General features: G+C 55.0%; 18 protein-coding genes, 11 tRNA genes, 1 rRNA gene and 1 pseudogene. 2 read left to right on the top strand and 29 right to left on the bottom strand.

What is annotated here, in order from left to right:
* Positions 1 to 11 precede the first annotated feature (11 nt).
* The 6 genes from GE107_RS19550 to GE107_RS19525 all read right to left on the bottom strand — a co-directional run bounded on the left by GE107_RS19550 (position 12) and on the right by GE107_RS19525 (position 8,917).
* Entirely contained in the window at positions 12 to 1,574 is a 1,563-nt protein-coding gene (locus GE107_RS19550; RefSeq protein WP_219641684.1) for a response regulator, read from the bottom strand.
* A complete protein-coding gene (locus GE107_RS19545; RefSeq protein ID WP_255570665.1) occupies positions 1,549 to 3,462 on the bottom strand; it encodes a sensor histidine kinase in 1,914 nt (637 codons plus the stop codon). Before GE107_RS19545 ends, GE107_RS19550 begins: the two co-directional genes overlap by 26 nt.
* 148 nt (positions 3,463 to 3,610) lie before the next feature.
* Positions 3,611 to 5,284 carry an extracellular solute-binding protein gene (locus GE107_RS19540; RefSeq protein WP_219641683.1) on the bottom strand — a complete coding sequence of 558 codons (1,674 nt, stop codon included), beginning with the start codon at positions 5,282 to 5,284 and terminating at the stop codon, positions 3,611 to 3,613.
* Between the two features lie 94 nt (positions 5,285 to 5,378).
* Positions 5,379 to 6,269, bottom strand: coding sequence for a carbohydrate ABC transporter permease (locus GE107_RS19535; protein ID WP_219641682.1), 891 nt, complete (start codon positions 6,267 to 6,269; stop codon positions 5,379 to 5,381).
* Between the two features lie 17 nt (positions 6,270 to 6,286).
* Positions 6,287 to 7,258 carry an ABC transporter permease gene (locus tag GE107_RS19530; protein ID WP_219641681.1) on the bottom strand — a complete coding sequence of 324 codons (972 nt, stop codon included), beginning with the start codon at positions 7,256 to 7,258 and terminating at the stop codon, positions 6,287 to 6,289.
* Between the two features lie 201 nt (positions 7,259 to 7,459).
* Positions 7,460 to 8,917 carry a glycoside hydrolase family 32 protein gene (locus tag GE107_RS19525; protein WP_219641680.1) on the bottom strand — a complete coding sequence of 486 codons (1,458 nt, stop codon included), beginning with the start codon at positions 8,915 to 8,917 and terminating at the stop codon, positions 7,460 to 7,462.
* A gap of 288 nt (positions 8,918 to 9,205) precedes the next feature.
* Between GE107_RS19525 and GE107_RS19520 the strand changes: the two genes are divergently transcribed.
* The gene (locus GE107_RS19520; protein ID WP_219641679.1) at positions 9,206 to 10,201 is read left to right on the top strand and encodes a LacI family DNA-binding transcriptional regulator; all 996 of its coding nucleotides are present in this window, start codon (positions 9,206 to 9,208) and stop codon (positions 10,199 to 10,201) included.
* 292 nt (positions 10,202 to 10,493) lie between these two features.
* Here the strand turns inward: GE107_RS19520 and GE107_RS19515 are convergent, their stop codons facing one another.
* Both GE107_RS19515 and glmS read right to left on the bottom strand, forming a co-directional pair.
* Positions 10,494 to 10,694, bottom strand: a complete 201-nt coding sequence (locus GE107_RS19515; RefSeq protein ID WP_219641678.1) for a helix-turn-helix domain-containing protein — start codon at positions 10,692 to 10,694, stop codon at positions 10,494 to 10,496.
* Positions 10,695 to 10,866: 172 nt separating this feature from the next.
* The gene (glmS, locus tag GE107_RS19510) at positions 10,867 to 12,699 is read right to left on the bottom strand and encodes a glutamine--fructose-6-phosphate transaminase (isomerizing) (protein ID WP_219641677.1); all 1,833 of its coding nucleotides are present in this window, start codon (positions 12,697 to 12,699) and stop codon (positions 10,867 to 10,869) included.
* Positions 12,700 to 13,347: 648 nt separating this feature from the next.
* On the opposite strand from glmS, the gene GE107_RS19505 reads away from it, so the two are divergent.
* On the top strand, positions 13,348 to 13,719 hold the full coding sequence (locus GE107_RS19505; protein WP_219641676.1) for a hypothetical protein: 372 nt from the start codon (positions 13,348 to 13,350) through the stop codon (positions 13,717 to 13,719).
* A 65-nt stretch (positions 13,720 to 13,784) separates the two neighbouring features.
* Here GE107_RS19505 and glmM read toward each other — a convergent pair whose 3' ends face one another.
* From glmM to rrf, 21 genes and pseudogenes are all read right to left on the bottom strand, one after another.
* Positions 13,785 to 15,125, bottom strand: coding sequence for a phosphoglucosamine mutase (gene glmM, locus GE107_RS19500; protein ID WP_219641675.1), 1,341 nt, complete (start codon positions 15,123 to 15,125; stop codon positions 13,785 to 13,787).
* Between the two features lie 42 nt (positions 15,126 to 15,167).
* Positions 15,168 to 16,493 (bottom strand): CdaR family protein, encoded by a 1,326-nt coding sequence (locus GE107_RS19495; RefSeq protein ID WP_219641674.1) that lies wholly within the window; start codon positions 16,491 to 16,493, stop codon positions 15,168 to 15,170.
* Positions 16,486 to 17,334 (bottom strand): diadenylate cyclase CdaA, encoded by an 849-nt coding sequence (cdaA, locus tag GE107_RS19490; protein ID WP_219641673.1) that lies wholly within the window; start codon positions 17,332 to 17,334, stop codon positions 16,486 to 16,488. Before cdaA ends, GE107_RS19495 begins: the two co-directional genes overlap by 8 nt.
* A gap of 150 nt (positions 17,335 to 17,484) precedes the next feature.
* Positions 17,485 to 18,096 carry a zf-HC2 domain-containing protein gene (locus tag GE107_RS19485; protein ID WP_219641672.1) on the bottom strand — a complete coding sequence of 204 codons (612 nt, stop codon included), beginning with the start codon at positions 18,094 to 18,096 and terminating at the stop codon, positions 17,485 to 17,487.
* 115 nt (positions 18,097 to 18,211) lie between these two features.
* Positions 18,212 to 18,778: an RNA polymerase sigma factor SigW gene (gene sigW / locus GE107_RS19480; protein ID WP_219641671.1), complete on the bottom strand. Its 567-nt coding sequence runs from the start codon at positions 18,776 to 18,778 to the stop codon at positions 18,212 to 18,214.
* Entirely contained in the window at positions 18,775 to 19,701 is a 927-nt protein-coding gene (locus GE107_RS19475; RefSeq protein ID WP_219641670.1) for a DMT family transporter, read from the bottom strand. Before GE107_RS19475 ends, sigW begins: the two co-directional genes overlap by 4 nt.
* Positions 19,702 to 19,788: 87 nt before the next feature.
* On the bottom strand, positions 19,789 to 22,581 hold the full coding sequence (gene ppc / locus GE107_RS19470) for a phosphoenolpyruvate carboxylase (protein ID WP_219641669.1): 2,793 nt from the start codon (positions 22,579 to 22,581) through the stop codon (positions 19,789 to 19,791).
* Between the two features lie 356 nt (positions 22,582 to 22,937).
* A complete protein-coding gene (locus GE107_RS19465) occupies positions 22,938 to 23,675 on the bottom strand; it encodes a spore coat protein (protein ID WP_219641668.1) in 738 nt (245 codons plus the stop codon).
* A gap of 151 nt (positions 23,676 to 23,826) precedes the next feature.
* Positions 23,827 to 23,900, bottom strand: a tRNA-Gly gene (locus GE107_RS19460).
* A gap of 16 nt (positions 23,901 to 23,916) precedes the next feature.
* Positions 23,917 to 23,993 (bottom strand) — tRNA-Pro (locus tag GE107_RS19455).
* Between the two features lie 24 nt (positions 23,994 to 24,017).
* Positions 24,018 to 24,094: transfer RNA gene (locus tag GE107_RS19450), tRNA-Arg, on the bottom strand.
* Between the two features lie 6 nt (positions 24,095 to 24,100).
* A tRNA-Gly gene (locus tag GE107_RS19445) sits at positions 24,101 to 24,175 on the bottom strand.
* Positions 24,176 to 24,348: 173 nt separating this feature from the next.
* Positions 24,349 to 24,777 (bottom strand): annotated as a pseudogene (locus GE107_RS19440) (sugar phosphate isomerase/epimerase family protein); the annotation flags it as partial.
* A gap of 114 nt (positions 24,778 to 24,891) precedes the next feature.
* Positions 24,892 to 24,974, bottom strand: a tRNA-Leu gene (locus tag GE107_RS19435).
* A 21-nt stretch (positions 24,975 to 24,995) separates the two neighbouring features.
* A tRNA-Lys gene (locus GE107_RS19430) sits at positions 24,996 to 25,071 on the bottom strand.
* A gap of 7 nt (positions 25,072 to 25,078) precedes the next feature.
* A tRNA-Gln gene (locus GE107_RS19425) sits at positions 25,079 to 25,153 on the bottom strand.
* 24 nt (positions 25,154 to 25,177) lie between these two features.
* Positions 25,178 to 25,253 (bottom strand) — tRNA-Val (locus GE107_RS19420).
* A gap of 70 nt (positions 25,254 to 25,323) precedes the next feature.
* A tRNA-Glu gene (locus tag GE107_RS19415) sits at positions 25,324 to 25,398 on the bottom strand.
* A gap of 6 nt (positions 25,399 to 25,404) precedes the next feature.
* Positions 25,405 to 25,480, bottom strand: a tRNA-Thr gene (locus GE107_RS19410).
* A 1-nt stretch (position 25,481) separates the two neighbouring features.
* Positions 25,482 to 25,557: transfer RNA gene (locus GE107_RS19405), tRNA-Asn, on the bottom strand.
* A gap of 42 nt (positions 25,558 to 25,599) precedes the next feature.
* Positions 25,600 to 25,716 (bottom strand): 5S ribosomal RNA (rrf, locus tag GE107_RS19400).
* Positions 25,717 to 25,726 lie beyond the last annotated feature (10 nt).

Here is a 25,726-nt window from a genome sequence, read left to right as displayed (position 1 = left end):
CGTCACCTCTTTTACTCGAACATATGACGCCGTTCGCGGTATTCGAGCGGAGTTACGCCTTCCATTTCTTTGAACACGCGGTTGAAGTTCTTCGTATTCTCGAAGCCGACCTTCTCACCGATCTCGTACACCTTCTGATCCGTCGTCTCGAGCAGCCGCTTGGCGTTCTCGATCCGGATTTTCTTCAAGTAATTGACGAAGCTCTCACCCGTATATTGCTTGAACGATTCGCTGAAATACGTATAGTTAAGCGAAACGTGGTTCGACACCGTCGCCATATTCAGATCCTTATGATAGTTTTCCTGGATGAACGCCAGCGCCCGCTTCATCTCCTTATTGTCGACATGCGCCGCTTTCATCGTCTTCACGTATTCGTTCAGCTGGAACAGCAGGCTCTCGACCCCATGGACATAGTCGTGGTAATGATTGAAGTTATAGATGTTGCCCACCATCTTATACAGCTTCAAGATTTCGATCGATTCTTCCCCATAAGCATAGAACACCTTATCGAAGACCAGCTCGTTCAACGCGGCGCTTACCGCCTCCAAATACGCGAGATCATACCTGCTTACGGTCCGGATGTCCAAGAGCTGGTGCAGCAGCAACTTCATCTCCTTCTCACGGTCCGATCCAAGCATGTTAGCGAGCTTCTGAATGTCCGCTGCCGGCAGCGTATAGCCTGTGTCGAGATCTTTCATATTCTCATACGCAGCAAAGCTCGGATTGGCCTGCAGGAACGTATATTTCATTGCCTTTAGCGCCTGCTCGTATGCCGGCTTCAGATGCTCCATGCCGGAGGTCGGAGCGCCGAGCCCCATCCGGAACGCGAGAAAATTGCGTCCCAACGCATGCTCCGCCAACAACCGGAACGGCTTCTCGTGATTCGCGGCGACGACGAGTTGCCCGTCTTTATCGTAAAATCGCAGCCACCGGACATCCGCTTCCAACGCTTCATCCGTCAGCAGCGAATCGACGGCCGCCTTCAAATCCGGCCGTTTCCCGGTTGAAGTCACATCGTCCGGCTTCAGTACGGCAATGCGGAAATCCCCGTCCAACCAATCGAGCCCAGCTTTCCCCAGCATGGTGTGGATGTCCGATGCCGGCAGTTCGGGCTGCAGCAGCACGATCCGGAGCTGACTCTCCTGATAGTCCTCCTGCTGCTTGAGCGAGCTTTCCAGCAGAGCGGATTGCTCCTCCTTGCGCTCAAGCTCCCTGTCCAACCGGTTCAACGCCTGGAACAACTCGCTTCTCACGATCGGCTTCAGCAAATACTCCTTCACCTCGCAGCGGATCGCTTCCTTCGCGTAGGCGAAATCGTCATGCCCGCTGAGGATGATCACCGAAGGCTGGTTCTCCAGCTCCCGGACGCGGTTGATCAGCTCGATGCCGTCCATATTCGGCATCCGAATGTCCGTGATCATGAGATCGATCTTCTCCCGCGAAAGCTCCTTCAGCGCCTCCTCGCCGTCCGAAGCCAACAGCGCGGCAAACCGGCCTTGGAATTCGCGCTCGATCATCGCGCGAAGACCAAGCCGTATGTTCTTTTCGTCATCCACGATCAGCACGTTTCGCATGGGTGGTCAACCCTCCGGATAAGATGGAATAAGGCAGCTTGATCGTCACAGTCGTTCCCGCTCCCTCCTGGCTGTCAATTCGCATACCGTACTCGTTCCCGCAATACATCATGATTCGCTGCGTGACATTGCGCAGGCCGATGCCGCTGCCTCCGCTTTCCTTCTCCTCTTCCTTCAATTTATTTCCATATTTACCATAGAATGACTCGTCATTCATTCTCAGATTCGCATTCACCTCTTGGACCTGCGCGGCGGGCATCCCCGTTCCGTTGTCCGACACCTCGATCAGCATCGCGCCTCCCGATAAGAGGCAGCGGATCGCGATAATAAGTCCCTCCGCTTGCGACGTCAGCCCATGCTTAAGCGCATTCTCGACAATAGGCTGCAGCGACATCTTAGGCACCTCTTGGTTCATGTAGTCAGCCGGAATATCGAGCTTCAGCGATAGACGTCCGTCATAGCGGATGTTCATGATCGAGATGTAATTTTTGATATGCGCAATCTCATCGCTGAGCCGAACCTGATTGCTGGTCCACTTCATACTGTAGCGCATCATGCCGCCGAGCGACGTCAGTGCGTCCGATATCGTATACTGGCCCTCGATTTCCGCCAGCATTTTCAAATTTTCCAGCGTGTTGTACAGGAAGTGCGAATCGATCTGATTCTTGAGCGACTTCAGCTCCGCTTCCTTGGTTGCGGCCTGCTTATTGACCGCATCCGCGATCAGCTCGTTGATCTTGCTGACCATCTTGCGGAAATGGTGCGCCAGTTCCCCCACCTCGCCGCTGCCGCGGATGTCCAGGTCAATGTTGAAATCGCCTTGCCGCACTTTTTTCATCGATCCCTGCAGCGAATGAAGCTTCTTCAGAATGAACGAATACATCACGTACGTGATGACCGACAACAGCACGATGAGAACGACAGCGGCTAAAATGATCAGATTGCGCGTATCCCGGATTTCGTTGATCGTATTCTCCAGCGGAACAATACTCAGCATATAGGCGTCCAGCCTATCGATCTTCGTATAGACGCACAAGTAAGGCAAGCCGTTATAAGAGAACCGGAAGTCCGTCGCGCCGTCGCCCAGATTCGCTGCGAAGTGGCGCTTGATTTCATCCATGGACAGATTAGCAAAAAACGGTGCCGCCGTGTTGCCGTACACCATTCCGTTCCGGTCGTAGAGGAGCAACTGGGACTGATCGACCGGATTCGATGCAAACATCTTGGGCACGAAGCTATTGATCGTCATGCTAACTTCCGCAATCCCGTCATGCTCGCTCGTATAATTGATCCCCCGCATCAACGACACATTGATCTGCGTATCGTCCCGCTCCGCCAAATAACGGTCCATCAAATCCTTGCTCACCCGATTGATTTCCCAGTGCACGACCCCTTTGCGGCTTAGCACGTCCCGGTACCAGCTCTCGTTCGCGATGCGGCTTTCGTGAAAAATGATCGGCCACAATTCGAACGCATTCGGATTGTTCGTAAAGAGCCGGATGTTCTCGATTTTCGGGTTATTGAAATGAAGGTTCTGCAGCGATTTGAACGTTTCGGTATTGAATGTGATCAATTCGTTCGCTTCCGGTTCGCTTGACCGCAGCAAATATTCCTCGACATTATCGTTCGTGATCATCAGCGTCGCAGTCCGCTCCATCAGCTCCATGTTGTTGACGATGTTCGTCAGCTCGTTCTCCAGCATGTATTTGTTCTTGTCGATGATATCGCGGATCGTGCTGCCTGCGAACCGGTTGAACGTAATCATGGAGAACAAAATGATCGGTACCAGAATCACGACGACGTATGCGGCGATCAGCTTCTTCTGCAGCGGCATGTCGTCAAGCCGCAGCATCAGCCGCTGGCCCCATCCTTGCAAGCGTTTACGCAATCGATCACATCCAGCTCTTGTAGTCGGCTTTTGCTCTCATCATACAACGCAGCCGGAACGCGGACAAACCCCAATAATCGTAAGCCGCCTTTGGGAGGAAGGACGGCTTACTATCGGGAATGGCTGCTCGTTTCTACTCGTGATGGGCTTATTTCATAAACTCGGAGAGCTTCTTCACATTTTCCTCGTACGCTTTTTGCCGGTAGTTGTCAATCTTGGCCTGGCCGGCCGCGTCGCGGTCCTTCAGGTGCTTCTGGAAAATTTCGTCGAACTCGGCATCCGACTTCGCGAGAATCATTTTCGGAAGCACCTTGCCCCAGTCTTGAGCGATCTTCTGCACCGCGATTCCTTCCTCGGACGAGCCCGCCGGATTGAGGTTGTCGAACTGCGAGAAGCTGACGGTCTTGCCGCGCGTCCAGTCTGCCAGCGACTTCAACGGCTCTACGGCAGGCGGCGCCCATTGAAGGTTCATGTTCGTGTCCATCAGCATCCAGAACGTGAAGGCGGAGCCGTACTTCTTGTCGAATGCGGAACGGTCTTTGTTCAGCAAATCCAGCACTTCCGGCTTGAACTGGTCTTTGCCGTCGATCGTGTCGTAGGAGACGCCCTTTTCGCCGAGGTAGAAGTCCTTCTGGCCCTCTTCGCTCAGCATGTAGCTCATGAACTTGATCGCTCTTTCCTTATCCTTCACGTCCTTGGAGATCAGCGTGATCGTCCAGCCTGAGATACCCGGTCCGGCAAGCGTCGGCTTGTCTTGCTTCGAATTCGCCGGTCCGTCGACCGCGACGTAAATCGAATTCGGATCCTTCGCGAACAGCGCGTTCTGCTGCGGCTCCATGTCGGTGCGCTGGTACAGCATCGCGAAGTAACGGCCCTGTGCGATCTTCTCTTCCATCTGCGGACGCTTGTCGATGAAGATATCCTTCGCCAGTAATCCCATCTCGTTCGCCTTGCGGAATGTCTTCAGCCAACTGATGTATTCGGGATCCGTACGGCGATCGTAGAGCTTGCCGTCCTTCTCCTGCGGGATCGCCAGGAAGTTCTGCAAATATGACTCGAGCGAGTAGTTGCCCGTATCGGTGAATTCATGCAGACCGAGCGGAATCAGCGGCTGGCCGTTCACGTCCGGGAACTTCTCCTTCGCCGCCTTAAGCGCATTCAGGAAGCCTTCCTGCGTGCGCATATCCGGCTTTCCGAGCGCTTCGTACATATCCTTGCGGACCAGGAACGTCTGGTTCGACGCCTGTTTTTCGCCGAACTTCTGGTAGTCCTTCGGCGAGGAGGAGGCGTTCGGATAGCCGTAGAAGTTGCCGTCCGGCTGTGTATACCAAGAGATCTTGGCAGGGTCGGCGACCTTGAAGAAGTACGGATCATATTGCTCCGCCAGCTTGTTCAGCGGCAAAACCATTTCGCCTTCGATCATCTTCTTGACCGCGTCTTCCCACGGGCCCAGCGTGATGAAGTCAGGCAGCGAGCCCGATGCGATCATCGTGTTCAGCTTTTCGTTCTCGTTGCCGGCCGGCACGATGAAGTTGATGTTTACGCCGGTTTTTTTGGTGATGTATTGAGAGGTGGCGTCTACGCCCCATTTGTTCGGGAACCAGGAGAAGTTCAAGTACCAGTCGAACGTGATCGGTTTTGTGTCCGCCTTCCAGCCCGGCTGGTCCGCGCTTGCCTTCGGCGCTTCGGACGCTGCGGTTGTGGCTGCCGGCTGCGTGCTGCTTGCCGCTTCATTATTGCCCGAAGACGAGCATGCGATCATCGTTGCCGACATGGCCGCTACCATGACGAGCGTAAGTACGCCGCGTACGTTGATTCTCATTTGACATTGCCCCTTTTCGTATGATCGTGAGTATGTTGGAACTTGCCGCTTGGGTTGGCCCCTCCCTCCCGGCAAAGCTTGCAACCGGTGACGGTCAGCCCTTGATCGAGCCGATCATAAAGCCTTTGACGAAGTATTTCTGCAGGAACGGATAGACGAATACGATCGGTAGCGTGGTAACGACCATCGTCGCGAGCTTGATCGACTGCGAGGTGACGGTCTTGGTTATGCCGCCGGACGCCTGAGCGGCGATCTGGTTCGAGCTTGCCTGCGCGACGATCCGGTACAGATAGGTTTGGATCGGCTGCAGTTCGGTGTTTTTGTTGATGAAAATAACGCCCGAGAAGTAGTCGTTCCATTGATAAACGCCGTGGAACAACGCGATCGTCGCCACAACCGGCATGGAGATCGGAATAATCACCCGATAAAAGATTTTGAAATCGTCGGCACCGTCAATCTTCGCCGCTTCCTCCAGCCCCGCCGGGAGGTCCCGGAAGAAGGCGAGGAAGATGATCAGGTCGAAGAAGCTGAACAGCGCCGGGATAACGTAGACCCAGAAGGTGTCGAGCAGATGCATATCGCGAATCAAAAGGTAGTATGGAATCAGGCCGCCGCTGAAAAACAGCGTGATCGTGCCGATCGTCATGTAGATCTGCCGCCCGATCAGCTCTCTTCGCGAGAAGGCGTAGGCGACCATCGCGGTGAAGAACACATGCAGGACGGTGCCGACGATAGTCTTGGCTACCGTAATCCACATCGCGGTCATGATGCCGCTGTTTGCGAACACCGCTTCATAGTTACTGAGCGACCACTTGCGGGGCAACCAGTAGATGCCGCCGCGCATCGCGTCCTGTCCTTCGTTCAAGGAATTGATCAGCACGTACCAGATCGGATAAATCGTAATGGCGCAGACCGCAAGCATAAGGATGACGTTCACGTAGTCGAACAGCGCTTCGCCGGGCGATCTGCGTTGCAACTTGAACATGGGATTCACCGCCTTCGTCAGAACAGGGAAGTGTCGTTCAGCTTTTTCGTAATATAGTTGGCGGTCAGCAGGAGCAGAAGCGCGATGACCGATTTCAGCAGGCCGACCGCAGTCGCGTAGGAATGGCGTCCGAGCTGAAGGCCCATTTTGTAGACGTAGGTATCCACGACGCTGCTTGCGCTCTCATTCAATTGATTGCTCATGATGAAAATCTGGTCGAAATTCGAGTTCATCACGCCGCTGACCGCCAGAATGAAGAGGATAGCGATCGTGCCTTGAATCGAGGGCAGTGTGATGTAGAACATCTTCTGGAATCGTCCCGCACCGTCGATCGTCGACGCTTCATACAGCTCGGGCGAGATGCTGGAGATGGCGGCCAGGTAGATGATGGCGGACCAGCCGAGTTCCTTCCAGATGTCCGAGGCGATGACGATCGTCCAGAAATACTTCGGCTCCGCCAGGTAGGTGATCGGTTCGTCGATCACGTTCAGCCACAGCAGCAGCTTGTTGACGATTCCGATATCCGCAAGCCAAGTGGCGAGGATGCCGCCGAGGATGACCCAGGACAGGAAGTGCGGCAGGTACGAGATCGTCTGCACCGATTTTTTGAAGCGGATCGGGCGAAGCTCGTTTAAGAATATCGCGAACAGGATCGGCAACGGGAAACCGATGATGAGCTTGAGCACGCTCATACCGATCGTATTTTTGATGACGTAGCCGATGTTGTCGTCGTTCAGGAAGTCCTTGAAGTGCGTTAGACCTGCCCAGGGCGCTTCCGAGATCGGCTTGATGATGTTGAAGTTTTTGAACGCGATGATGATCCCGTACATCGGAATGTAGTTGAAGACGATCATCCACGCGACGCCGACCAGGGCCATTACTTGCAAATAACGCTGTGCGTACAATTTGCGGAGCAGCCGAGTGAACGACGCTTTGTTGTGGGTCAGTTGCTTCTGCAGGGGCACCTCGTATCCCGCTTCCGTCGACATCCGGCTTCACCTCCATCAGGCTTCTCTGCTGTTACGTGTAAGCCCTTTCTATGACTCTATTTTAGTGAAGTTTCACTGTCCGTTTAAGGATCGAGATTTCGAAAAAGGTTGCAATTTTTCGGGTGCCTGATCTGACGAAACCAAAACGGAAGGCCCCGGACAAGGTCCGAGGCCGCTGAGGTAGCTATTGAACCAGAACAACTACAGTTGGTAAATTTTCACTTTATAGGGTAACTCGTTCTTCCCATTGCAAAAAAGAGATAATCCTAATGAGGATGGAGACGGGAAAATCAAATCTGTAATCACGGCAAGACCGTCGTTCGCAAATACCTCCACGGATGAGCGATCGACAAGAAGACGCAACTGTAGACACTGCAAATCGGGCGGCAAGATCGCTTGATGTATGCCGGCGAAATGCTCATGAAAATCAACGACTCCCGAACGAGAACGGTCGACGAATACTGCAGAATCCTTCACGGAATATCCGGCCACTGTTTCTTCCTGTTCCGAGGTTCTTAGTTTAAACCCAAGGGAGTCAATGCCCTGAGCAAGTACAAATTCGGCTACGATCTCGTACGTTTCCAGTTGTTGGTACTTCAATAACAAATTCAGCTCATTTACAGCTTCCCCTTCCGCCACTAGAAGAGGAGTTCTGATCCTTTCCAGTTCCAACACAGGACGTTGAATCAATACGGCTTCGCCATTCCTTGATTCCAGTGTAAGTTCTCTTGGAATGGTCATGGCGCCTCTCCAACCTTCGGTTGGTGTCTTATTCGCATATTTCCAATTGCTCATCCAGCCGATATAGATTCGCCGTCCGTCTTCTTCCGGGATGTCCGACCAGCTTACGCCTGCATAATTATCCCTGCCATAATCAAGCCAACGAACGGTTTGGGAAGCTTCATCCGGCACGAAGGCACGCCCGTCGAAATGCCCGGTAAAGTACTGGGTTCTTGAACCTTCCGGGAATGCAGGCTCGGCTCCAATGCTTACAAGCAAGACCCATTTCAAGTTCGTTCTATCCCCGTCTACGGGTAACGCGAACAAATCCGGACATTCCCAGACGCCGTCATGGGAACCGATTCCTTCACCGAATTCGCTGCCAAGGGTCCATTCTTTTAAATTGGGCGAATGGTAAAGGCAAACCGTTTGGCCGCAAGCGAGAACCATCACCCATCGCTTCGTTTCTTCATGCCAGAAAACCTTCGGATCCCGAAAATCGACATATTGATCGGAAGTGATAACCGGATTCCCTTCGTATTTGATCCAGGTCCTTCCGCAATCCTTGCTATATGCAATACTTTGGCTTTGCTTTTGCGTCAATCCGGAATGATCATGGTAAGTAAAAATAGCGACAAGTCCAGGCTTTCCGCCGAAAAACCCCGTTGTGTCGTTCCAATCCACCACGGCGCTGCCTGAAAAAATCATTCCCTTCTCATCGGGGGCAAGCGCTATGGGGAGGTGTTCCCATGTCATCAGATCCCTGCTTACCGCATGTCCCCAATGCATACCTCCAACGTCCGTTCCGTTCGGAGAGTACTGGTAGAAAAGATGATATTCCTCCTTAAAATAAACCAGCCCGTTCGGGTCATTCATCCAATCCGCCGGAGGAGAAAAATGAAACTTAGGACGGTGATTCTCAACTTTCACAGTAGACATAGACAAAAACTTCTCTCCCTTTCCATCCTGATGAATATCTGTGAATTCGTATTACAAAACTGGAAGAACTTACAGCGAAAGCATATCACCTTGATTAATTGGATGTCAACACAAGATTGGAGGTTATAAAATTAAAATAACACTATCTTTCTAGGGTTAATTCATTCAGGATTTGGGAATACGATTTCTATAAAATAAATAAATATTCATGAATATTACTATTTGTATTCAGAATATCTTACTGTCCCTGCTTTTGTGATATAGTAACTCTGAAAGGAGCTCATCCCGATGGCAAAATTGACTATGAAGGAAATAGCCAAAAAGGCGAAAGTCTCCCAACCAACCGTATCCCGGGTCCTTAATGGCCATAAAGGAGTCAGCGAAGAAATCGTCAAAGCCGTTATGAAAGTGGTTGAAGAGTTTGGCTATGTTCCCAATAAAGCCGCTCAAACGTTGAAAAGAAGCAGTACGAACATCATTGGGATTAGCATAAGGGAGATCAACAATCCTTATTTCGTGGAGATCATTGATTCGCTGGAGCTTGAAGCAAGGAAGAACGGGTTCAATATTCTGTTTCACAACTCCAAATACAATCCGGTGACGGAATGGGAGAACATCCAAAACTTTGTTTCCCGGCAGGTGGATGGCATCATCATCGTGCCTTCAAGCGATTTTAACCTGGAAAGGATATCAAAATTGGAAATCCCCGCCGTTGTATTAACCAATAATAGAAAAATGCTCGACAGTGTCGGAATCAATCATTTTCAAGCAGGCCAATTGGCCGGCGAAAGCTTCATTCATTCAGGACACAAGACATTTGGATACATTGGATCGATACGGGACGACGAAAAATTTTATGGTTTGGAAAGCGTTTTGCAAGAAAACGGCTTTACGTTTGACTCCAACAACTTCCTGCTGGTTGAATCCTCCAATAATAGCTTTATGATTCGCAGATATATCGAAAAGTATCTGGATAAGTCGGAAAAGCTTGAATTTACATGTCTTTTCGCGGAAAACGACATCATGGCCCTTGAGTTCATGAGAGCCGCGCAGCAAAGACAAATTCGGGTTCCCGAAGACGTGAGCATCATTGGTTTCGACGATACGTATCTCTCGAAAATTATGGAGATTTCAAGCATTCATCAACCGATTGGGGAAATGGTCAAGACTAGTTTTGAAATACTCCTGAACCGTATCCATCAAGAGGTGCCCTCCAGTTTGGTAAATATCATGATGGAACCCACGTTGATCGAAAGAAAAAGCTCCAAGTTTAGACGAAGATAATTTATCATGGGTTCATCCGTGTTTTTGAATCGGTTGTCCAGGAGAGGTTATACCGGGATAAGCCTCCCATGCAGAAAAGACCGTATTTCGCTGCTAACGAGCAACGAAACACGGTCTTTTTCATTACTCCCTTAAAACGGTTCCCACACTGACAACTGAGGTGCAATGGACACTTAACAGGAATGTTTAGCGGAACAGCCTGCCGGATCATGCCGGCAGGGTGTTGTGATAGTGTTATCGTAATCCGTTAGCTTACTTATTTCTGCTCTATGTATAAAAAGGATTTCAAGGGTCAATCCCCTAAAAGCCAATTAAGGTCGACATCAAATTTTTTACGAAGAGCGATGAGGGTGTCTGCAGAAGGCTTAGTAATATCCTTTTCAATTTCACTCAAACGCCCCTGAGAGATACCTAGGCTTGAAGAAAACTCAACTTGGGTCATACTTTTAGCTTGCCTGATTTTCTTTAATTTCTGGCCGATTGTATTCGCCATACATTCACCTTCCTTGAAAAAAGGCAACCAGAAAATTTCCTGGTTGCCTTCTTTGTTAGTAATGTTATTAAAAACAATACTTTATTGTACTGATTCTGCTCAGAACAAAACCTTATTGTTCAGAACAACACTTTATTGAAATCAATCAAGCGCAGCTGATTAAACTAGATCCTTACTCCACCGTCACGCTCTTCGCCAGGTTGCGAGGCTTGTCGACGTCGTGACCGAGCGCGAGCGAAGCATAGTACGAGAGCAGCTGCAGCGGAACGACCGACAGCGCCGGCGTCAGGATCGGCAGCGTGCGGGGGATCGCGAATTGGCGGTCGACCGACTTCGCGGTCTCTCCTTCGGAGCCTTCGTTGATGATGCCCAAAACGTGGGCTCCGCGCGCTTTCGTTTCTTTAATGTTGCTAAGCATTTTCTCGTACAGCTCTTCCTGCGTCATCAGGGCGATGACCGGGACGCCTTCTTCGATGAGCGCAAGCGTACCGTGTTTGAGCTCTCCGGCCGCATAAGCTTCGGAGTGGATGTACGAGATCTCCTTCAGCTTGAGCGATCCTTCCAGCGCGACGGCATAATCGATGCCGCGTCCGATGAAGAACAGGCTGCTGTGGCGGGAGATCGACTCGGCAACGCCTTTCAACACTTCTGCCTGGGCGAGGATTTTCTCGACCTGCTCCGGCAGCGACTCCATCGCCGCGAGAATGTGCGCGATTTCCGCTTCGTTCTTCGTGCCGTTCGCCTGCGCCCAATACAGTCCGAAGAGATAGAACGCAATGAGCTGCGACGTGTACGCCTTGGTCGAAGCGACCGCGATTTCCGGCCCGGCCAGCGTGATGATGACGTCGTCGGCTTCGCGGGCGACCGAGCTGCCAACGACATTCGTGATTGCCAGCACGCGCGCGCCGCAACGCTGCGCTTCACGCAATGCCGCGAGCGTGTCGGCCGTTTCGCCGGATTGGCTGACCACGATGACCAGCGTGTCCGGGGTGATGATCGGCGACCGGTAACGGTATTCCGAAGCCACGTCGGTCTCGACGGGGACGCGGGCCAGCTGCTCGATCACCGTTTTGCCAACGAGCCCGGCATGCATCGCGGTTCCGCAAGCCACGATGTGAACGCGTTTGAACCCGCGAAGCATGTCCGGCGTCATTTTCAGCTCCGGCAGCACGACGGAACGGCCGTCTTCGCTCATCCGTCCGCGCATCGTGTCCCGGTACGCTTTCGGCTGCTCGTGGATCTCCTTGAGCATGAAGTGGTCGAAGCCGCCTTTTTCCGCCGTCATCAAATCCCAATCGACGTGGAACATTTCTTTGGAGATCAGGTTGCCCTCGATCGTCATCAATTGAACCGAATCGCGGGTTAGAACGGCCATCTCGCCGTCGTTCAAGATATAGATATCGCGCGTATGCTCCAGGATCGCCGGAATGTCCGACGCGATGTATTTCTCGCCTTCGCCGACCCCGATGATGAGAGGGCTGGCGTAGCGAACGGCGACAAGCTTATCCGGCTCGTATTCGGTCAGGACGCCAAGTGCGAATGCACCGCGCATTTTGCTGACCGCGCGTTGAACCGCCTTGACGATGTCCCCTTCGTATTCCACCGCGATGAGGTGCGATATGACTTCTGTGTCCGTTTCGGAAAGAAAACGATGCCCCTTGTGCATCAGTTCTTCTTTCAATTCCAAATAGTTCTCGATGATTCCGTTGTGCACGACCGAGAATTTGAGCGTGTTGTCCGTATGCGGATGGGAGTTGACGTCGGACGGCTTGCCGTGCGTCGCCCACCGGGTGTGCCCGATGCCGACCGTTCCGCGCAACGGATCGCCGGAGAGACGTCCTTCCAGGTTCGCCAAACGTCCGACCGTCTTCGTGATTTCAAGCCCTTGCTCCGTGAATACGGCAATCCCTGCCGAGTCGTACCCGCGATATTCGAGTTTCTTGAGACCTTCCAGCAAAATCGGCTGCGATTCCCGGTTGCCGATATATCCTACGATTCCGCACATGTTGAATAAGACCCTCCGTTTCGGTTTCCCTGTCCGTTCGGGCCACCGAAACCCAGCTGCCTAAGCGTCACAACCTCATCCATCAAGTAAAAACGACTCGATCGTCTCGTGAACCGTGAATGTCGTTTTTATCAAGGTGATTCGGATAACGTACGGCTTACGACATACGATCCCAACCACAAACAAAGGATGTGTCCGCCCGCGCCGGTTCCGGCCCGCCGGACATCCCATTTCCATGTCATTCGTTATGATGCATCTTACCGGAATATTGTACGCACGGTCACCCGCTGCGTTTTGTCTTCCGGTTTGTCGGCTTCGATGCGAAACCGGGAGGTCCCCGCCGAAAAATCCGAACGCCTCCACCTCGTCAACTTGCCGTCATCGCCTTGCATCCGTGTCATGACCGGTCAAGTTCTGGCGCTTGTTGTTGCTTAAGAATCCGCGCTGCCCTCTCTTTCCTTCCGAAGTCTATTCCCCATCATATTCGTTTTGTGCCGCTTTTGCAACCGTACGCCATCATTGCCCAGGAAATGACATGCCTCCGCCACCATCCGGCGACCCGATCCGACGCTCCGCACAAGCAAATTGCATACTTCACGCGGAATCCGCCCACGATATAGGAGCAGCAGACGAAACGGAGGGTATCCGATGACGGAGAGATCCATACTCGCCTATTTCAATACGCCCGACCAAGCCCACAAAGCATTGGAGCAATTGAAGCAGCTTAGGCTTGTCGACTCGAGAATCGAACGGTTTGACGGAATGCCCGGAGACGGCATTGACGTCATGACGAATCCGATCCGAAGCCACTTCGACAGCCTCGGAGAACTGACGCTGAACGGCGAGTTCGAGAACCGTTCCGCGGGCATTCTGAGCGCCGCCAGCGTGAGCGCGAGCGGTTACAGCTCCGGGGGGCTCGAGAACCGCGTGTCGGGACGAGATGTCCTGTTGACGGCAATCGTGGAGGAAGAGGACTACGAAAGGGCCTACAACATCGTCCGGGAATCCGGCGCTTTGTAAACAAAAGACGTCTTCCCGGCTTTCGTAAACCGGCGAAGACGTCTTTTTCGGTGTCATGGCTTGTATCAGGCCAGTTCCTTGCGGATCACGTCCGCGATCGTTTCCACATGGCGTTCGATGACCCCGATGTCCGGTCCCTCCGCCATAACTCGGATAAGCGCTTCCGTACCCGAGGGGCGAACCAGTACCCTGCCTTCGTCCCCGAGCGCCTCCTGCGCGGCCGATACGGCTGCCTGAATGGCTTGGTTGCCGGGATACTGGGATTTATCCTTCACCCTGACGTTTACCAGCGTTTGAGGGTATTTCCGCATGACCGACTTCAGCTCGCTCAGCTTCTTGCCCGAGGCAACGATCGTGTCGACCAATTGGAGACCCGTCAGAATGCCGTCTCCGGTCGTGTTGTAATCGAGGAAAATGACATGCCCCGACTGCTCCCCGCCGAGATTGAATCCGCCGCGCACCATCTCTTCCATGACATAGCGGTCGCCCACGGCCGTCTGGGCCGTCGCCAGTCCAAGCGCCTTGGCCGCCTGGAAGAAGCCGATGTTCGCCATGACCGTCGTCACCACGGTGTCGTGCTTCAGCTTGCCTGCCCGCTTCATCGCGTCGCCGCAGATGCAGAGGATGTAATCCCCGTCCGTCTCCTGCCCGTTCTCGTCGATCGCGATAAGACGGTCGGCGTCTCCGTCGAAAGCGAGTCCCAAGTCGGCGCCATGCTCCAGCACCTTGGCGGCCAGCATCTCCGGATGCGTAGACCCGGCGCCGTCGTTAATATTCAGCCCGTTCGGCTCCGCTCCGTACGCAATCACCTCGGCGCCCAACGCGCGGAAAATCGCCGGCGCCAGCTCATAAGCGGCCCCATGCGCGCAATCCAGCACGATCTTCAACCCGTCGAAGCGACTGCCAACGGTCGTCCGCAGGAACTCCAAATACAGCTCCTTCGCGGACTCATCCGTCGTGACCGTACCGACGCCGTCTCCAGTGGGCCGAGGGAGCTCGTCCACAGCCGCATCCATCAACCGTTCGATTTCCGCTTCGGTTTCGTCGAGCAGCTTAAAGCCGTCGCCTCCGAAAAATTTAATGCCGTTATCCTCCACCGGATTGTGAGAGGCCGAAATCATGACGCCCGCATCCGCGTGCAGCTTTCTCGTCAAATATGCGACCGCAGGCGTCGAGACGACGCCTAGACGGACTACGTCCGCGCCGATCGACAGCAGCCCGGCCACGAGCGCGCTTTCCAGCATCGCCCCGGAAATCCGGGTATCGCGTCCGATCACTACTTTGGGGCGCTTGGAACGTCCCGTCAGTACAACGCCGCCGCAGCGGCCGATCCGATAAGCCAATTCAGGAGTCAATTCGCGGTTGGCCACCCCGCGAACCCCGTCCGTACCGAAATATTTACCCATCTTCACCCTTGCCCCTTCATTCTGTTCTGCCCAGCTGCCTCGTCAGGGATTGCCCGCTCCCGCGTTTTCGGCGTTCTCCTGCACCGGACGCTCGCTTGGATTGCCGCTTGAAACCGGGCCGTCCGGATTCGCGCTCGCGGGAACGTCCGCCGCGATCTCGACCGTCGCCGTGCTCGTTCCGCCCGACTGCTCGATAAAACGCGGCGAGTTGACGATCAGCGGAACCGTATACGTTCCGGGTCCTTTGCCGCTCAGATCCGCATCGACGGTTACGTCGCCGGGCTGCAGCTTGCCCAGCCGGGACGGCGACCCTTTGACGACGATATCCGCTTTACCCGTTGCCGGCTCTACGATTTTAACAGACATCCCTTCCCCGAGCCCTTTCCAATTGATGGGCAGACCTTCGAGCGGGCGGGTGTCCGACAGCACGACCTCGACGTTCACGACGACTTGGGCCGGCGAGATTTCCGTGATCCCCGGAATATCCGGCAGCGCGATCGTCACCTTCCCCGACTTCGTCAAGTTCGCCAGCGGCAGGTCCGCTTCGACGAACTCGATTTTGCTCAGCGCCTCCTTCGGTCCGTACACCGTCACTTGCTCCGTGTCGGGCTCGAACGTGCCGATGCTGAGCCCGGGCGGCATCCGCCCGACCATCACGAACTGCAGCGGAACCGTCTTGAACGGATTCGTGATCGGCACTTCCACTTCCACGACGGCCGGATCGATGAAAGCCCCCTCGATGATTTTGCCGTCTTCGTCGTATGCGGCCAGCTTCACCGATTTGTTCTTGATCGCTTTCTTCTCGCCTTCCACGGGAATGACGGCGCCTACTTCGGTCACTTGCGCCAATGAATTGGCTGGCAGCGTGACGTGAACCCGGTTCGTCGGCTTCACGATCGGCGTTCCGGCGATATAGCCTTCCGCCGGGGAACCGCGTGTCCGGATCGTCACCTCGAACTCCTTGGTTTGCAGCGCCTCCACCGTGACCGTGACTGCACCGGGAGTCATTTCGACGAGCTGGACGCCGCGGGGCAAATCGAGCTGAAGCGACAGCGTATGCACGCCTTCTCCGACGCTTGTAAGATCGGCGCGAAGCCGGTAATCCTCCTTGCGCGCCGACCAGAGATCGCTCCGGGTACCCCGAACCGTCAACTTCACCGTCTGCGGGTTAAGTCCTTTGAGCACGTAATTGCGCTCATCGAGTCCGTACGCCTCGATTTTCACGTCTTCTATTTTACGGGTTTCCATCAAGGAAGCCACACTGTTCGGCGAGGATTCGGGATCGAAATGAACGACCGCCCACATGATGATTCCGATGGCGAGAGAGATGAGTTTGATCGCGGTCGGGTGGTTCAACCATCTATCCACGGCGATCCCCCTCTTTCCGCTTCCATGGCGCCTTCCAGCTCCATTTGGACTCGGTGCCGCCGTTTTTCCTAAGTTGCGGGCGAAGCTCTTCGAACAACTTGGAAATGAGCGACTCCTCTTTGATGTCGCGGACGATCTGCCCGTTGATCGCAAGAGAGACTTGTCCCGTCTCCTCGGAGACGATGACCGAGATGGCGTCGGAGACCTCGCTCACGCCGATGCCGGCGCGATGGCGAGTGCCGAGCTCCTTGCTGATGAACGGATTTTCCGACAGCGGCAAATAGCACCCCGCTGCCATGATCTGATGGGCCCTCAAAATGACGGCGCCGTCATGCAACGGAGTATTGGGCGTGAACACGTTGATGAGCAGCTCCGAGCTGAGCGCGGATTCCATCGTGATGCCGGATTCGATGTAATCGTTCAGGCCGGTGCTGCGCTCGAAGACGATTAAGGCCCCGATTTTTCGGCGGGCTAAATAATTCACGGACTTAATCACTTCGTTGATGCGGTGGCTGACGTCCTGGTCTTCCGCCGGATTCCGGGTAAACAGCTTGCCCCGGCCGAGCTGTTCCAGCGCGCGGCGAAGCTCCGGCTGGAAGATGATGAGGACGGTCACGACCCCGAACGTGAACACTTGATTCATGAGCCACTTCAACGTAAAAAGATTCAGCCACGTAGCGAGAGCCCATGTGATGACGAGCAATAAGATTCCTTTAAGCAGCTGCACCGCGCGGGTGCCTCTGACGAGCAGAATCATCCGGTAAATCAGGTAACTGACGATCAGGATGTCCGCTATGTCTTTGATCGAACTTTGCCATGTTAGCCCGGTAAAATAGTCCAAGACGCGACCCCCCGTCCCGGCGCTGTATCATGTCTGCTGAAAGTTGTCGGATTACGCATAGGATTGATCTAGAATCACTTCTCTACTCCCAGGGCGAAATCCTGTCGTTTGAATAAAAAAACCTCCCTAAGACCCAGGGAGGTCCATCGGTCATGAACCGTACGCCAGCGTTCCGAACCAAGATCTCACTTTGTACCAGGCCCAGTCGAACACGCGGTCGATTTCCTGCACATGGCCTGCGATATGGGCTGTGGATGCGAGCGTCACGTTGCCGTCGATCACCGTCAGATCCCCTTTGACGTCCCCGTGCACTTCCGCGGTTCCATTGGCGACCGTCAGATCGCCCGACACTTCCTGGCCTTCGGGCACGATCACGGTCGTGCCCTCGATAATGACGTTGTCCAAGTCGGGTCCGGAAACCGACAGCTGCCGGTCCTGATTCCACATCGCGACGAAGCTGGACAGCATCACGACCAGGAACAGCGCGGCGGCGGACATCGCCGGATGGCGGCGCACCCAGCCGCTCCAGCCGGCCGGCCGGCGCGTCTTCGGCAGCGAAGCCAGGATGCGTTCTTCGAGGCCGGCCGGCGCCTGCTTGCTCGGAATCGCCTTAACGAGAGCTTCCGTCCGGGCAAGCGCGTCGAATCGCTGACGGCACTCGGCGCATTCGTTCATATGCTGTTTCAGGCTCTCCGCCTGCCGGCGGTCGAGGTCCCCATCCAAGTAGTCGTGCATCCATGCGACGGCAACTTTGCAATCCATCTCTGCCATCCCTTTCTGTAGGTCCAGACGCCACATCGGTAAGCGTCGCTGTGAATCGCTTCTATACCATACGTTTCGTCCCCCGCCATGGTTTCACAAATGCGCGGACTACGAGCTACAATTTGTTTTCCAATTTTTTTCGGAGGAATTCCCGGCCGCGGTGCACGCGGGTTTTGATCGTCGTGACCGGCATATCCAGCACTTCGGAGATCTCCTGCAGCGACAGATCCTGCAAATAACGCAGGACCATCACCGATTTGTACTTGACCGGCAGCGTCTCGATCGCCTGATGGATCAGACGTTGGGTTTCGGACTGGATGAGCTCGCTCTCCGGCGTCCGCTCGTCGCTGGGCATCATCGCGTAGCCGTCCAAGCCTTCGTGGTCGGAAGATTCGGCATCGAGCGAGTATACGTTTCGCCTCTTCCTCAGCCGGTCAATGCACTGATTCGTGGCGATCCGATAGATCCAGGTGGAGAACTTCTGGTTCTCGTCGTAGCGCTCCAGGTTCTTGAACACCCGTAGAAACGTATCCTGTACGACGTCCTCCGCCTCCTGGCGATTGCCGGTCATCCGGTATGCCAGATGGTACAGCTTGTCCTTGTATAAGCTAACGATTTCCGCGAACGCCCTCTGATCACCCTTGCGGGCCAGCTTGGCGAGCCGCGTATCCAATGGCTTCAACGTAATTCCTCACTTCCCGGCCGAGATTCGGCCGATCCAGGACGGCGTTCCTGGGCCGCCATGATGCCCGCCACGATCAGTGCAATGCCGGCGCACTGCCACACGGACAACGGCTCCCCCAGCATGGCGTATGCGGCCAGAACGGCCACCGGCAGCTCCAGGGAACCGAGCAGCGCGGCCAACCCGGGGCCGATTTTCGGTATCCCCGCATTGAAGCATAACGTAGGAAGCACCGTGCCGAAAGCGCCAAGCATCAGCCCCCATACCCATAGCGGAATCGATCCTGAGCCGTCGAACGAGCCCGTCCCCTGCACGAGCAAAATGAGTCCGAGAGAGGCGGCGGACATGACCGCCGATTTGGCGAACGATTCCAGAGCCTCGGGGAGGAAACCCGCCAGGAAAAAGAACAAGCTGTACGAGACCGCCGACAGCAAGCCGTAGAGCAGTCCGTCCGCGCTCACGCGGCCGAGATCCTTTTCCAGCAGCCCCACGGCCAGGATCGTTCCCGTGAAGATCAAGCATACGGCCAGCCATTCTCCTCGGGAGGGCCAACGTTTGGCTCGGATGCTTTCTAGCAAAATGGTAATCCACGCATATTGAAAAAGCAAGACGATCGCCATCGACGCATCCAAATGGGACAAGGAGCGGTTATACAGAATGGTCGTAAGGGATAATCCGCATGCGCCGATGACGACGACCTGCAGCAGCACTTTCCCGCTCATCTTCAGAGACGGCTTGAATCGGCTGCGCACGAGCAGTAAAAGCCACAGCAGAAGCGCGCCGGTCGAAACTTGCATGAAGGTTAAGGCATAGCCGTCCCAGCCGTCCGCTTCGGCGCTTTTGAATATCGGGGAGATGAAGCCGTAGCTGGCAGCGCCAAGCAGCACCAGCAGGACGGCGGCGAAATTCGTTTTCCTTTTCATGATGCGGCTCGCTTTCCGTATCGCAAAGGCCCGGATCGTTCAACCCGGGCCTTCCCATGCGCGCAACGTTCGGTTGTTGTCGGACCGTCAGCCCGTATTGCGAAGACCTGCGGCGATCCCGTTGATCGTCAGGAGCACTTCGCGGAGCAGCTCCGTATCGTCCTGCCCTTGGGCGCGCTGCCCGCGGAGCTCGTTCAGCAGCTGCACTTGGAGATAGCTCAGGGGATCCACGTACGGATTGCGCAGGCGGATCGATTCCTGGATGACCGGTACGTTATCGAGGATGTCCTCCTGGCCGGTAATCGCCAGGATCAACTCCCGCGTACGGTCGTATTCCTCTTCGATCAGGGTGAATATGCGATTGCGCACCGTTTCGTCCTTGATCATGCCGGCATATTCCCGGGCGATATTCAAATCCGCCTTGGCAAGCGCCATCTGCAGATTGTCGATCAGCGTCCGGAAGAACGAATAATCCCGGTACATGATCCGAAGCGTCGCTAAACGCCCCTCGTCCCCTTGAACATAAGCTTGGAACGAGGTTCCCGCGGCATACCAGGCCGGAAGCAGGTAACGGCTCTGCGTCCACGAGAACACCCACGGAATGGCACGCAAATCCTCGAAACGCTCGCTGTTCTTGCGCTTCGACGGACGGGAGCCGATGTTCAGCTCGCCGATCTCCGGAAGCGGCGTCGATTCCTTGAAGAAGGTCATGAAATCCGGATCGCGGAAAATGAGGTCCTGGTACTTCGTCTGCGCCTTCTCCGAGATTTCCCTCAAGATCTCTTCCCATTGCGATTCGGCCGCTTCCTCCTGCCCCGCGTGACGGGAGAGGTAAGCGCCGGTCAGCAGCGCGCTGGTCGCTTGCTCGAGACTCCGGTAGGCGATACCCTTCATGGAATAACGGGAAGAGAGCACTTCGCCTTGCTCCGTGATCTTGATGCCTCCGCCTATCGTATGCGGCGGCTGGGCGAGAATGCTGCGGTTCAGCGGCATCCCCCCGCGCCCGAGGGCGCCGCCGCGGCCATGGAAGAACTTGAGCTTCACGCCGTACTCCTTGGCCGTACGGGTCAATTCCTTGAGGGCGATGCGCAGCTCCCAGTTGGCCGTCACCATGCCGCCGTCCTTGTTGCTGTCGGAGTAGCCGAGCATGACCTCGTGCAGGTTGCCCGCGTTCGCGAGACACTGCCGGTAAATCGGAAGCTCGAACAGCTTGCGCATGATGGCCGGTGCCGCATGGAGATCGTCGATCGTCTCGAACAGCGGGACCGCCTGGATCGACGATTCGACGGTGCCGTCTTCCCGGCGGCGGAACAGTCCGGCTTCCTTCGCGAACACCATGACCTCAAGCATGTCGCTTGCGGATTCCGTCATGCTGATGAGGTACGTGCCGGTGCAGCCTTCCCCGATCTCCCGCTGGGCGCGGTAAATCGTCCGGTAGACGTCGAGAATCTCCCGGGTGGCATCGGACATTTTCACCATTTCATTGACAAGGGGGCGCTGCTCGCCCAGCAGGGAATGAAGCAGCTCGACTTTCTTCTCTTCATCCAGGGCCGCGTAGTTCTCGGCGACGCCCGCGATGGCCAGCATTTCCGTCATGGCGTTCTCATGCTCTTTGCTGTGCTGCCTGACGTCCAGCTTCGCCAGATGGAAGCCGAACAGCTCCACTTGCCGGATCATTTTCTTGATCAGCGTATCGGCTACGTAATCGGCATAATGGTGTCTCAGGCTGCGTTCGATCAGCTGCAGGTCGCGGATCAGCTCGGACGGCTGGTGATATCGCTTAGCCGTACCGGCCAAGGCGTCATCCCGCATGTTCGCGAGCTTCTGCCGCATGTATGAGATTTTGACCCGGTACGGTTCCTTAGCGTTGGTCCAAGGCTCCACGGAGGTCAGTTCCACGTTCGACCTGTCTTCTTCGATCGAAGAGAGAAGTTCGTCCGTCACTTCCACGATCGTCGTGCTGAAGCTCATCCGGGCATTCAGGACACGCAGCACCTCGTCGTACTTGCGGATGGCCAAGCTCCGCTGCATCTGCAGCGTCTTCCACGTGATGGCGGCCGTGACCGACGGATTGCCGTCCCGGTCTCCGCCGATCCAGGAGCCGAAGCGCAGATAGGTCGGAGCGTGCCACGGCTCGTCGGGATAGTATTTGGCCAGACAGCGCTCCAGCTCGTCGTAGACGTCCGGCAGCACGTCGAACAAGGTCTCGTGGAAGTAGTACATGCCGTTGCGCACTTCATCGAGCACCGTCGGCTTGCGTTCGCGAAGCTCATCCGTCTGCCAGAGGGTGAGCACTTCATTGAGCAGCTTGTCCCTCAGTTTCTCCCGCTCCCGGTAAGTGAGAGACGGATTGTCCAGCTCCATCACTTCATTGGCGATCCGTTTGTGGATATCGAGCACCGCCCGGCGCGTGGCTTCCGTCGGATGGGCCGTCATCACGAGCTCGAGGGACATGTCTTCCAACATGTCGCGGATTTCTTCGATGGGGATGTTCTTGTTCTTGAGTTCCAGAACGACGCTCTCGATGGATCCCGGTTGGACAGCTTCGCCGGCGGAACGCTCATAGTCCCGTTTGCGGCGGATGCGGTGGTTCTGTTCCGCGATGTTCACGAGTTGAAAATAAATCGCGAACGCGCGGATCACTTGATGCCGGATCACCGGATCCATCGTCCGAACCGTATGGACGAATTCCTGATACAGCTCGGGCAAATATTCGGCGCGAAGCGCCTTGCTCATTTCCCGGATTTTCTCCACGTGATCCAGAAGCTCACGCCCGCCTTGATGGACGAGCACTTCCCCGAGAATGTTGCCGAGGAAACGTACGTCGCGCCGAAGCAGGTGGTTGGACGGCGAACGACCCGTCGCAGCCAATTCCGTCATTGCTTTCACCTCGAAGTTCCGACTGCTGGCACACAATGTCGATTGCGGTCAGTCGTCATGCTAGTTTAGGATGATCCCACAATAATACCCTTCTTGCTATGATACTACATTCATACCTGAAAATCTCCATCCGTTTTTATCCGGGACGTTGTTTCTTGTCGATCTTCTAACGGATTCGGACAAGTAAAAACGACTTCGTCATCCTCTTGCTGCAGAAAATGTCGTTTTTATCGAAGCTCATTCAGAATTGAATTGGCGCGAGAATTATTATTCCGAATGATCAAACGGAAAACCCCTCTTGGTATCCGGGGCGGGATCCAGGAGGGGGGGGTTGCCACGCGTCGGCTCGATTGCCTCTATTGGCGGAAGGAGCCAGCCTGATAAGGGTTGCTGATCGGCTGGTTGACCGAATGACCGACCGTGCCCGGTTGGCCGCCAGGCGTGAACGAGGCCGTCCCGGTGAACGAGGCCGTCCCGGTCGTTGGAGCGGCTGGCTGGAACGCTGCCATTGCGCCGCTCGCGGCTCCGGCCTGCATCATCATATTCTGGCTGGCAGGCTGGTAGCTCTGCATGAAATTCCGGGTCGTCTCCTCCTGCAGCGTGGGCACCTGGTACATGCCTTGCCCGTTCATGAAAAGGAATGTTTCATAAGCATGCTGGGAGCACGCCTCAGCGCTGTTCATCATCATCCGGCGCAGGTTCGGGTCCGCGCATTCGAGAGATGCCCATGTAGCGTTCCGGGCGCCGTTCTTGTGGCAGATCAGCATGGCCGCCGCGATTTCCCTATCGTCGAACGAAGCATCCGATTCCGGAGCCTGAGGGGACGGGTTGCGGAGACCATATCGGACTTGTCCGCTGTCCATCCTCTGCCAACCTGCTCCGAAGGCCATGGGACGGAACTGTCCCTGATTGCCTTGCATGTAATTGACGAGTTCATTGTAAGACGCGATGGCGTCCTGACGATGGCGCATGACCATTTCCTTTAATTGCGGATTTCTCGCTTCTTTGGCGTACAAATTCAGATGGCTGATCGTGTTCATCTTCTCCATCAGGATCTCATGCATTTCGATCGTTTCGTGGGCGCCTAATTTCACGGGGACACGCTCCTTGGACATGGGAATGTCGTTGCCACAGAATACGTTCCCCCGATTTCCGCCGATTATTCTTGTTGACATTGATTCCGCTTCGACTGTAGAAAAAAACAAAATCCCTTGCGCCGCAAGGGATTGAGGATTTCATTAAGTATGGAGCGGGTGATGGGAATCGAACCCACGCTACCAGCTTGGAAGGCTGGAGTTCTACCATTGAACTACACCCGCACGAGTTGTTGGGAAATGGTCGGGACGACACGATTCGAACATGCGACCCCCTGGTCCCAAACCAGGTGCTCTACCAAGCTGAGCTACGTCCCGTTGCCTGTGCGTTCTGTGCTGAATTGGCGCGCCCTGAGAGATTCGAACTCCCGGCCTTTAGATTCGTAGTCTAACGCTCTATCCAGCTGAGCTAAGGGCGCACAAGATGGAGCGGAAAACGGGATTCGAACCCGCGACCTTCTCGTTGGCAACGAGATGCTCTACCACTGAGCTATTTCCGCATACTGTAATCGCTGCGTTTGTAAACCGTATTCCCGAAGGCGACAATAAGTAATATACCAAAGATCCAATCAAAATGCAAATGGTTTTTAGTGGTTTTTGCGAAAAATTTGTTTAGAGGAGGAACCGGCTTGCGTCTCCCCTCCGATCATCCCGTTCAAACGCGTTCGAACGCCTAATTCGTTTCGTCCCACAGTCTTTTGAGGTTCTCCAGTCCTACCCTCGTGCCCCGCCGGCAATCCTCGGCCCCCTCAAATTCGAGGGACACCTATCCGTCACATCCCGATTCCCGAATCAAGCGGAGAACCTGGCCCATGTCGATATCGCCTTGTCCGGCTACCGCTCCCCTCAAGTATTGGCCCCCAGAGGAACGGAACCACCCTTCTCCGGGGTTCTGATATGACGGGCGCCTGTAGAAGTCTTTGATGTGCACCATCGAGGCGTAGGGAAGATTGTTGCGAACCCCAACCGTGGATTCTTCATCGACGCAGAGGAAATTTCCGATATCCAGCGTCGTACGGACGTTCTCGCGGCCCGTTTCGTGGATTAACGCTTGCACCTTTCGTAACCCGTAGGCGGAGGCGTAGTCCGCGATCCGGCGGCAAGTCTACGCCAATCGTTGAAGTTCCTTCATGAAATCGTCAGCAGTTGTTACGATCTTCTGAAGAAAAAAAGACCCCTGAGTGCGAACATTCAGAGGTCTTCGTTTTATGTAGCTTGGTGCGCGTGGAGGGACTTGAACCCCCACGGTTGCCCGCCAGATCCTAAGTCTGGTGCGTCTGCCAATTCCGCCACACGCGCATGTGTGAGTGGTGCGGAAGGTGGTGAGCCATGAAGGACTCGAACCTTCGACACCCTGATTAAAAGTCAGGTGCTCTACCAACTGAGCTAATGGCTCTCGAAAATGGCTGGGGATCTAGGATTCGAACCTAGGAGTGACGGAGTCAAAGTCCGTTGCCTTACCGCTTGGCTAATCCCCATCATCAAGGGATCGGAAAGAAAAATGGTGGAGGCTGAGGGGATCGAACCCCCGACCCTCTGCTTGTAAGGCAGATGCTCTCCCAGCTGAGCTAAGCCTCCACGGGAAGCGATTTTAGAGTCTCCAACCGGCACGCGGAGTATACTCCAAGCATCGCATATGAATGAAGATTGGTGACCCGTAGGGGATTCGAACCCCTGTTACCTCCGTGAAAGGGAGGTGTCTTAACCCCTTGACCAACGGGCCGAAAACTGGAGCTCTCAACCGGGATCGAACCGGTGACCTCATCCTTACCATGGATGCACTCTACCTACTGAGCTATGAGAGCATGGCTCCCCGAACAGGACTCGAACCTGTGACAACACGATTAACAGTCGTGTGCTCTACCAGCTGAGCTATCGGGGAATGTATAAGGTCCGCATGAGACCTGTTTGGAAAATCTGTCCGGCCTGGCGGCGTCCTACTCTCCCAGGACCCTGCGGTCCAAGTACCATCGGCGCTGGAGGGCTTAACGGTCGTGTTCGGGATGGGTACGCGTGGAACCCCTCCGCCATTGCCACCAGATCGGATCTCG

It is taken from the genome of Cohnella sp. CFH 77786 (genome assembly GCF_019400745.1).
In the GTDB taxonomy this organism is placed as follows: domain Bacteria; phylum Bacillota; class Bacilli; order Paenibacillales; family Paenibacillaceae; genus Cohnella.
Note: the sequence above shows the minus strand (reverse complement) of the source record. Positions and strands in the feature narration are given on the sequence as shown.

What these genes read in the sequence shown, in the direction of transcription:
- GE107_RS19550 (WP_219641684.1), bottom strand. Translation starts at nt 1,574, where the DNA reads ATGCGAAACGTGCTGATCGTGGATGACGAAAAGAACATACGGCTTGGT.
- GE107_RS19540 (WP_219641683.1), bottom strand. Translation starts at nt 5,284, where the DNA reads ATGAGAATCAACGTACGCGGCGTACTTACGCTCGTCATGGTAGCGGCC.
- GE107_RS19535 (WP_219641682.1), bottom strand. Translation starts at nt 6,269, where the DNA reads ATGTTCAAGTTGCAACGCAGATCGCCCGGCGAAGCGCTGTTCGACTAC.
- GE107_RS19530 (WP_219641681.1), bottom strand. Translation starts at nt 7,258, where the DNA reads ATGTCGACGGAAGCGGGATACGAGGTGCCCCTGCAGAAGCAACTGACC.
- GE107_RS19525 (WP_219641680.1), bottom strand. Translation starts at nt 8,917, where the DNA reads ATGTCTACTGTGAAAGTTGAGAATCACCGTCCTAAGTTTCATTTTTCT.
- GE107_RS19520 (WP_219641679.1), top strand. Translation starts at nt 9,206, where the DNA reads ATGGCAAAATTGACTATGAAGGAAATAGCCAAAAAGGCGAAAGTCTCC.
- GE107_RS19515 (WP_219641678.1), bottom strand. Translation starts at nt 10,694, where the DNA reads ATGGCGAATACAATCGGCCAGAAATTAAAGAAAATCAGGCAAGCTAAA.
- glmS (WP_219641677.1), bottom strand. Translation starts at nt 12,699, where the DNA reads ATGTGCGGAATCGTAGGATATATCGGCAACCGGGAATCGCAGCCGATT.
- GE107_RS19505 (WP_219641676.1), top strand. Translation starts at nt 13,348, where the DNA reads ATGACGGAGAGATCCATACTCGCCTATTTCAATACGCCCGACCAAGCC.
- glmM (WP_219641675.1), bottom strand. Translation starts at nt 15,125, where the DNA reads ATGGGTAAATATTTCGGTACGGACGGGGTTCGCGGGGTGGCCAACCGC.
- GE107_RS19485 (WP_219641672.1), bottom strand. Translation starts at nt 18,096, where the DNA reads ATGGATTGCAAAGTTGCCGTCGCATGGATGCACGACTACTTGGATGGG.
- GE107_RS19475 (WP_219641670.1), bottom strand. Translation starts at nt 19,701, where the DNA reads ATGAAAAGGAAAACGAATTTCGCCGCCGTCCTGCTGGTGCTGCTTGGC.
- ppc (WP_219641669.1), bottom strand. Translation starts at nt 22,581, where the DNA reads ATGACGGAATTGGCTGCGACGGGTCGTTCGCCGTCCAACCACCTGCTT.